Raw genomic sequence first — 9,513 nt, 5'->3', positions numbered from 1 at the left:
ATCTTTCTTTTGTCAAAATACTCGGTTTTATATCAATTTTAGTATAAACCTGTCCTACTTTATGTGTAGGACGCTTAATATTTACGTATGAAAAACAGAATATCCACCAGCCAATATCCCTATAATTACAAAAGCAAACCCAAAATGGATACTAAAAAAATGCCGGTACATACATTATAGCAGTACCGGCAAATACCCAATATTTAAATTAATGAATAATACCAAGCTTTGATGATGATACAAAGTCTATTATCATATCAATATACTCGCTACCAGGAACTTGTTCCTTTATTCTGATCAAGGCATCGTGCTGTGATGTGTTTGCCTTATAAAGAATTCTGTAAGCCTGCGCAATGTGCTTGATCTGTGTTTCAGGAAATCCTTCATGCTCCAACACATGAGTATTGATGCTATAGAATGATATTGGCTCATGAGCCGCAACTATAAATGGAGGTATATCTTTTGTAAAACGACAACCGCCCTGAACTATCGAATAACTGCCCAGACGGGTATTTCCCTGCATCAGGACATTAGAAGTAAGTATTGCACGGTCGAAAATCTTACAGTTACCAGATACTTGCGAACCGTTTCCTATAATACATTCGTTGCCAATCTCTACATCATGCGAAATACGTACTCCCTGCATGATGAAATTACCGTCACCCACTATTGTATCATGAGTAGAATGGGTACCCCGTGTAATGACAGCATTTTCACGAATCACATTATTATCACCTATTCTTACCAATGTTTCTTCACCAGTATAACAAAAATCCTGCGGTACGGCAGCTATCACCGCTCCTTGATATACGGTATTTCCATTACCCATACGTGTTCCACTCATAAGACTGGCGTATGGCATTATCACATTGTTATCGCCTATCTCGACATTTTTGTCGATATAGGCAAACGGATGCACTGTTACATTGTTGCCCAACTTTGCAGAAGGATCAACATAAGCTAAAGGACTAATCATGTGTTTATCTGTTTTTAAGGTTAATTATTCACGTCCGCCACCAAGTGCGCTATACAGGTTTATAACAGCCTGAATACGCTGGAAATTATCAGAAACTTCTGTCAATTCCGCACTCAACAGGTTCTGCTGTGCTGTAAGAATTTCAAGATATGTAGCCTCAGCACTCTGGAACAAAGCTTTTGTATAAGTCACGGCTTTTTCAAGTTGCTCTACTCTACCACGATCTTCTATCAGCTTCTTGTCAACTGTCTCATACAGACACAAGGCATTGCTGACTTCCTGACCTGCTTCAAGAATAGTCTGCTGATAGTTCATGCGGGCTATCTCCTCTTCCGCTTTCGAAACTTTCAGGTTTGCCACCAGTTTGCCGTGATTGAATATAGGCTGTGTCAAAGAAGCCAAAGCCTGGAACATAAACTGTCCCGGATTGGAAACCTGAACACCTGAACCGTTTGTCCATCCTGCATTACCACCAATAGTTATGCTAGGATAGAAGGCCGAACGAGCCTGATTTGTCGTATAATATGCACTTGCAAGTGTCATTTCTGCAATCTTCACATCAGGACGGTTTTCCAACAGCTGCAATGGTACTCCGGCTGTCAATTCTTCAGGCATAACCTGATCGGCAAGTTTGCCTCTTTCTATTGCCTGCGGAGCTTTTGCAAGAAGTACAGCCAATGAATTTTCAGTCTCACGAACCTGACGTTTCAAGTCAAGCAATGAAGCCTCAACCTGATGACTGGCAGCACGCATCTGTGTGACTGCTGCCTCATTTACATATCCGGCCAATTTCATAGCTTCCATTGCTCGTACATTCTCTTTGTAGATAGCAGCCGTTTCTGTAGTGATTTCCACCTGACGGTCAAGCATCAACAATGTATAATATACGTTTGCAATGCCACAAATAATCTGAGAACGAACAGCCTGCTGGGCGTACTGACTCTGCAAATATACAGCCTGCTGTCCACGTTTAGCATTAAGTATCTTACCGAAAAGGTCTATTTCCCAGCTTGCAGCTACAGGCAACTGGTAAGCCTTTACCATATCTCCACCTCCAATGGTAGTCATTGTACCCTGAGGAGCAAGATTAATTGAAGGCAGGTAAGACAAACGTGCAGAAGTAAGCATTACTTTAGCTTCCTTCACACGAAGCACAGCTGCCTGCATATCAACATTGTTTTGAAGTCCTTCTTCAATCAATGCCTGAAGTTTTGCATCCTTAAACACTTCCTTCCAAGGTAAGTTACCCATATTTGTAGTGTCTGATACCAACGTATCATTAGCCGCAACAGGATCTCTATAAATACCGGAAGCATCAATAGTGTCAGGACGGTCGTAAGCTTTATAAATGTGGCAACTGCTCAAAGCAGCAGCTGCACACATTGTCAATATGATTTGTTTCTTCATTATAGTCTTAATTATTTAGTATGAGAATATTGTTCAATTTCAGCTTCCACTTCGCTTTCATCCAAGCTATCCCATTCGATAGGCTTGAATTTCTCCTGAAGCCACTGGAATATTACGAACAATACCGGAACAATGAATATCTGGAATATCATACCTACCAACATACCACCAATGGCTGAAGCACCAAGTGTACGGTTACCATGTGCACCTACACCCACTGCAAGCATCAACGGAATAAGTCCGACAATCATTGCAAGTGATGTCATAAGGATAGGACGCAGACGGGCAGAAGCACCAAGCACAGCCGCCCATGCAATACCCATACCCTGCTTACGGCGGTCGAGGGCGAACTCAACGATAAGGATTGCATTCTTAGCCAACAATCCCATAAGCATGATAAGAGCAATCTGCATATAGATGTCGTTTGACATTGTACCAATTATCATCTTTAATGCAGGTATGCTACCCAAAGCACTGAAACCGTTTACGAACAAGAAGCTTCCCAACAAACCGGCAGGAACCGAAAGCAATACGGCCAACGGCAATATATAACTTTCGTATTGGGCACTCAACAGCAAATATACAAAGACGAAACACAGAACGAAGATAATGGCAGTTGTACCACCACTGGTTTCGGCTTCCTCACGGGCCATACCTCCAAGTTCGTAACCGAAACCTGTAGGAAGGTTTTCTTTTGCAACCTCGGCAATAGCCTGAAGTGCCTGACCTGAAGTATAACCTGATGCAGGTGCAACCATCACCTTAATAGAAGTATAAAGGTTGAAACGGCTGATGACGTCAGGTCCGTATATTTTCTTCAAAGATACAAACTGAGTAATAGGAGCCATCTCGTTTCCGTTACGTATTTTTATACGGTTCAATGATTCCATATTCTTCGTAGCTTCCGGAGATGCCTGTATCATTACACGGTACATCTTACCGAAACTGTTGAAGTTTGATGCATACAAACCTCCGAAATATCCCTGCATGGTAAGCAAAATATCCCTTGGACTTATACCTGCTTTCTTACATGCAGCAGCATCAATATCCATCATGTATTGTGGGAAACTTGGGTTAAATGTAGTCTGTGCAGAGTTGATTTCCGGACGTTGCTTCAATGCGTCCATATAGCTATGTACTACATCATTGAACTTGTTCAGATCACCACCAGTTCTATCAAGCATGTTCAACTCGATATCACTTGAAGCCGAATATCCAGGAATCATAGGCGGTGTAAAGAACAATACCTGTGCATCCTTAATGATTTTTTGTGCACGCATGAACAATGTTCCTACTACTACACTTGAATTTTGCATCAAGGAACGTTCTTCCCAGTCTTTAAGTTTGATAATCACAGAACCGTATGAAGGACCCTGTCCACCGATAAATCCGAAACCGGAAACAATAGTTCTTGAACTTACAGCAGGTTCTGCGGCAATCAGGCTATCAACCTTATCCATGATTTCCATCGCGCGTTCCTGTGATGTACCAGGAGGAAGTGTCACTGCACCCATAATAGTACCTGTATCTTCTGTAGGCACCATTCCTGTAGGAGTAGTGTTCATGAAGAATACCAATAATACTATAGAAACAGCTACAAGTCCCATAGAGAACCATTTCTTATGTATAAAGAATACAACACGCTTCTTATAACTGCTCAACAAAGAATCGTATGCAGCATTGAAGGATGTATGGAAACGGTCTATCATAGACATTTTCTTCTCGCCATGTTCAGCCTTATGAGGTTTCAAGAATAAAGCACACAACGCCGGTGACAGAGTCAACGCATTCAGTGCTGAGAAACCGATTGAAATAGCCATTGTCAAACCGAACTGACGATAGAAAGTACCGGCAGTACCACCCATGAAACTAACAGGAATGAACACTGACATCATGACAAGTGTAATAGACACGATAGCTCCACCAAGTTCACTCATGGCATCAATTGAAGCCTCTCTTGCCGACTTATATCCCTGGTCAAGTTTAGCGTGTACACCTTCAACCACCACTATGGCGTCGTCCACCACTATGGCAATAGCCAACACCATGGCAGAAAGAGTAAGCAAATTGACACTAAATCCGATAAGTTTCAAGACGAAGAATGTTGCAATCAAAGCAACCGGAATTGCAATCGCCGGAATAAGTGTTGAACGCATATCCTGCAAGAACACGTAAACCACGATAAACACAAGCACGAATGCCTCAATCAAAGTCTTGATTACCTCATGAATTGAAGCGTAAAGGAAGTCGTTGGCATTTTGGGCAATATTGATTTTCAATCCTGTAGGGAGTGACTCCTGTGCCTTGGCAAGAACCTCTTCCAAGTCAGAAATAGTCTGTGTAGCATTTGATCCGGCCATCTGGTAAACGATGACAGATACAGCCTTATGTCCGTTAACCCTATTATTAAATGTATAAGCCAGACGGCCAAGCTCTATCTCTGCGATATCACCCAAACGTAAGATTTCACCGTCAGGCAATGCCTTTACAACGATGTTCTCAAATTCCTCTGCTTTCTGCAAACGTCCTTTATACTTAATAGTATATTGGAATGTCTGGTTTCCGCGTTCACCGAACTGTCCCGGTGCAGCTTCGATATTCTGTTCAGCAAGAACAGCAGAGATATCAGAAGGGACAAGTTTATATTGTGCCATGATATCAGGCTTCAACCAAATACGCATAGAGTAGTCCATACCCAACACATTGGCATCACCCACACCGTTTACACGCTTGATTTCAGGCACGATGTTAATGTTGGCATAGTTTTCAATAAACTCTACATTATATTCGTCAGTCTCATCGTAAAGAGAGAAAACCATCAACATTGAGTTCTGGCGCTTCTGTGTTGTAACACCAATCTGTGTAACTTCAGCAGGCAGCAAACCTTGAGCCATTGACACACGGTTCTGTACATTGACAGCCGCCATATCAGGGTCAGTTCCCTGTTTGAAGTAAACACTGATATCAGCAGAACCGGTATTAGTGGCATTTGATTGAATATACATCATGTTTTCAACACCGTTTATCTGTTCCTCCAAAGGAGCGATGACAGAATTCAACACGGCAGAAGCACTGGCACCTGTATAAGTGGCCCTTACGGACACTGTAGGTGGTGCGATATCCGGATACTGAGTAATAGGCAAAGTTGCCAGACCTATAACACCCAAGATAACCATCAAGATAGAAATCACCGTTGACAGTACCGGACGATTAATAAATTTATCTAGTTTCATTCTTTTATTCTTTTTAAAATCTCATTAAATAAGATTGATATATCTGTTTCTGACCAAGATATGCAATTAATTGAAGGCAGTCTGTATATTACCGTCACGCTGGTCCTGCAAATGTTTCTGATACTTTGCTTCCTTTTCAGCAGTTGTAATAGGTACGATCTTCTGTCCGTCAGTCAAGATCTGAACACCTTCAACCACAATCTGGTCACCAGCCTTCAAACCGCCTGTCACGATATAATTCTTTCCATCGCTAAGATTTGAAATCTGAATTTCAGTATGTTTCAAAGTGCTGTCCGGCTGCAATACATAAACAAATTTCTTATCCTGTATTTCCTGTGTTGCATACTGTGGTATCAAAATAATATCCTGCATTTCATAAGGGAATATGATATTTGCAGTTCCACCGCTTCGCAAAATATTTCTACTGTTAGGGAATATCGCACGCATACTTACAGAACCTGTAGTCTGGTCAATAACGCCACTTACAGCATCAATCTTTCCTGCAGCTTCATAAATCGAGCCATCAGCCAATTGAAGTTTTACTTCAGGCATAGCAGCAAGCTGATCCTTCAGTGACTGTTCAGATTTTGTCATTTCCAGCAACTGTTTCTCAGTCATTGAAAAATACACGTACATGTCACCTATTTGTGAAACAGTAGTCAAAGGCTCTTGCACTGAAGGGCTTACCAGACTACCAACCCTGTATGGGAAAGTTCCGATAACGCCATCAGACGGACTTGTAACAGTACAGAAGCCCAAATTCTGTTTTGCTGCAGTATATGCAGCTTCAGCCTGTGAATAGTTGGCTTTTGCTGAAAGCAGATTATTCATAGCTGTCTGATACTCAAAATCACTGATGATTTTTTGTTCGTGAAGCATTTTCTTGTTTTCAAGAGTTGAAGTCACAGTTTCAAGGCTAGCCTTAGCAGCTTCCACACCGGCCTTGGCCTGATCGTATGCAGCCTTATACTGTGTAGGATCTATTTGGAATAATGCCTGTCCACGTTTGACTGTAGCACCCTCGTCAACACACAGTTTTACGATAAAGCCTGAAACCTGTGGACGGATTTCAATATCCTGAAGACCCTTTATTGTGGCAGGATAAGTTTTTGTCTGATGACTTGAAGTATAAGCCGTTGTCATAACAGCAAATTCATTGTCACCCATCTTCATACCACCCTGGCCACCGCCACAAGCAGTAAGAACAGAAACACCCAACATAGCTATGGCAATACGGCCATTGCTAAAATTCAATTTACTTTTCACGCTCATTTTCATATAAAATTATTATATATTTTTTTTCAAATACCTTAGTTCGCCAACTATTTTCATAAAAACACACGTGCAAAGATATAAAATTCGGACCATCTAAAATTAACAATTAACTAAGAATAACCAATAAATCTGACGATATTAAAATTGTACTAGTGAATATGATTATTAGACAAAAAAAGAAGAGTTTATGAAGAAACAATTTCAGAAAAAGAAAAAACAATTTAGAGATTTTAATTACAAATGAAGCTTATATTAGATTTTTATTCATACATTTGTGCATCTTAATAAACAAATAACAACAAAATGTAATAACTTATGGTAAAGATAACAAAAGAAGCCGCCCTGCTTTATCACTCACAGGGCAAACCGGGAAAAATAGAGGTTATTCCCACCAAACCATACCAGACACAACGCGACTTATCGCTGGCATACTCACCTGGAGTAGCAGAACCATGTCTGGAAATCCAGAAAAATCAGGAAACAGCATACGACTATACAGCCAAAGGTAACCTGGTAGCAGTTATCTCAAACGGAACAGCCGTATTGGGATTAGGCGATATAGGTGCCATGAGCGGAAAGCCAGTTATGGAAGGTAAAGGACTTCTGTTCAAGATATACGCAGGAATCGATGTATTCGACATTGAAGTAAACGAAAAGGATCCTGAAAAATTCATCGAGGCCGTTAAAGCAATAGCACCAACTTTCGGAGGAATCAACCTTGAAGACATCAAAGCTCCTGAATGTTTTGAAATCGAAAACAGACTTAAAGCAGAGCTTGACATTCCGGTAATGCACGACGACCAGCACGGAACAGCCATCATCTCAAGTGCAGGACTTCTGAATGCCCTCGAAGTTGCCGGAAAGAAAATTGAAGACGTCAAGATTGTAGTTAACGGTGCAGGTGCATCAGCTACATCATGTACAAAACTATATATAGCACTTGGAGCACGCAAGGAAAATATCCTTATGCTCGACAGTAAAGGAGTAATCACAAGCGACCGTCCTAACCTGACAGAAAGCAAAAAATTCTTTGCTACAGACCGTCGTGATGTACACACTCTGGAAGAAGCCATCAAGGGAGCAGACGTATTCCTCGGTCTTTCAAAAGGAAACGTCCTCACACAAGACATGGTACGAAGCATGGCACCAAGCCCTATAGTATTCGCACTTGCCAACCCTACTCCTGAAATTTCATATGAAGACGCCATGAGCGCACGCCCTGACGTTTTGATGTCAACAGGACGTTCGGACTATCCTAACCAGATCAATAATGTAATCGGTTTCCCTTACATATTCCGTGGAGCATTGGATACACGTGCCAAAGCCATAAACGAAGAAATGAAACTGGCTGCCGTACATGCCATAGCTGATTTGGCGAAGAAACCTGTTCCAGACGTTGTAAACGAAGCATATCACGTAAACAACCTTTCTTTCGGACCAGACTATTTCATCCCGAAACCAGTCGATCCACGACTCATCACAGAAGTATCAATGGCAGTAGCCAAAGCTGCAATGGATTCAGGTGTCGCACGTAAAGAGATAACTGACTGGAATGAATACAAGAACCACCTTCTTGAACTCATGGGTCAGGAAAACAAACTTACACGCAAGCTTTATGAAACAGCACGCAGCTGTCCTCAGAGAGTTGTATTTGCCGAAGGTATCCACCCTAACATGCTTAGAGCCGCAGTAGAAGCCAAATCAGAAGGCATCTGTAACCCTATCCTTTTAGGAAACACTGAAAGAATACAGAAACTTGCCAAAGAGCTTGACCTCAGCCTTGAAGGTATAGAAATCATCAACCTCCGCCACGACAGCGAAGCTGAAAGAAGAGAAAGATACGCACGCATACTTTGCGAAAAACGCGCACGCGAGGGAGCCAACTTTGCAGAAGCAAACGATAAGATGTTCGAACGCAACTATTTCGGTATGATGATGGTCGAGACAGGCGAAGCAGACGCATTCATCACAGGTCTTTACACCAAATACAGCAACACTATCAAGGTTGCCAAGGAAGTAATCGGAATACAGGAAGGATACAAACACTTCGGAACTATGCACATCCTTAACTCAAAGAAGGGTACATACTTCATTGCAGATACACTTATAAACCGTCATCCGGACACAGATACACTGATAGATATAGCACGTCTGTCTGCCAAGTCAGTACGTTTCTTCAACCATGAACCAGTTATGGCAATGCTTTCATACTCCAACTTCGGTTCCGATCAGGAAGGAAGTCCGGCAAAAGTACACGAAGCTGTAGCCTACATGCACAAGAACTATCCTGAATTGGCAATCGATGGTGAAATGCAAGTAAAATTCGCTCTTAATGACGAATTGCGCGATGAAAAATATCCGTTCACAAAACTGTTAGGCAAGCAGGTCAATACACTGGTATTCCCTAACCTAAGCTCAGCGAACTCAACTTACCAGCTCATACAGAACATGAGTGAAACAGAAGTCATAGGCCCTATCCAGATGGGATTGAACAAACCTATCCACTTCACCGACATCGAAAGTTCAGTGCGCGATATAGTGAACATCACAGCTATAGCATGTATTGACGCCATAGTTGACAAAAAGAAAAAAGGATGTTAATCATAATATGACGAAGCATTA

The 9,513-nt window shown here is 41.7% G+C and carries 5 protein-coding genes; 1 reads left to right on the top strand and 4 read right to left on the bottom strand.

Going from position 1 to position 9,513, the window contains the following annotated elements; genetic code table 11:
- Positions 1–208 precede the first annotated feature (208 nt).
- From lpxA to OCV82_RS10745, 4 genes are all read right to left on the bottom strand, one after another.
- Positions 209–976: an acyl-ACP--UDP-N-acetylglucosamine O-acyltransferase gene (lpxA, locus tag OCV82_RS10760; RefSeq protein WP_154044382.1), complete on the bottom strand. Its 768-nt coding sequence runs from the start codon at positions 974–976 to the stop codon at positions 209–211.
- 24 nt (positions 977–1,000) lie between these two features.
- Positions 1,001–2,383: a TolC family protein gene (locus OCV82_RS10755; RefSeq protein WP_154044381.1), complete on the bottom strand. Its 1,383-nt coding sequence runs from the start codon at positions 2,381–2,383 to the stop codon at positions 1,001–1,003.
- A gap of 11 nt (positions 2,384–2,394) precedes the next feature.
- Positions 2,395–5,616, bottom strand: a complete 3,222-nt coding sequence (locus OCV82_RS10750; protein WP_154044380.1) for an efflux RND transporter permease subunit — start codon at positions 5,614–5,616, stop codon at positions 2,395–2,397.
- A 66-nt stretch (positions 5,617–5,682) separates the two neighbouring features.
- A complete protein-coding gene (locus OCV82_RS10745; protein ID WP_154044379.1) occupies positions 5,683–6,894 on the bottom strand; it encodes an efflux RND transporter periplasmic adaptor subunit in 1,212 nt (403 codons plus the stop codon).
- A 312-nt stretch (positions 6,895–7,206) separates the two neighbouring features.
- On the opposite strand from OCV82_RS10745, the gene OCV82_RS10740 reads away from it, so the two are divergent.
- A complete protein-coding gene (locus tag OCV82_RS10740) occupies positions 7,207–9,492 on the top strand; it encodes an NADP-dependent malic enzyme (protein WP_154044378.1) in 2,286 nt (761 codons plus the stop codon).
- Positions 9,493–9,513 lie beyond the last annotated feature (21 nt).

The sequence above is a fragment of the Bacteroides cellulolyticus genome (genome assembly GCF_025567135.1).
GTDB lineage: Bacteria > Bacteroidota > Bacteroidia > Bacteroidales > Bacteroidaceae > Phocaeicola > Phocaeicola cellulolyticus.
This window is presented reverse-complemented; position numbering and strand designations above follow the sequence as displayed.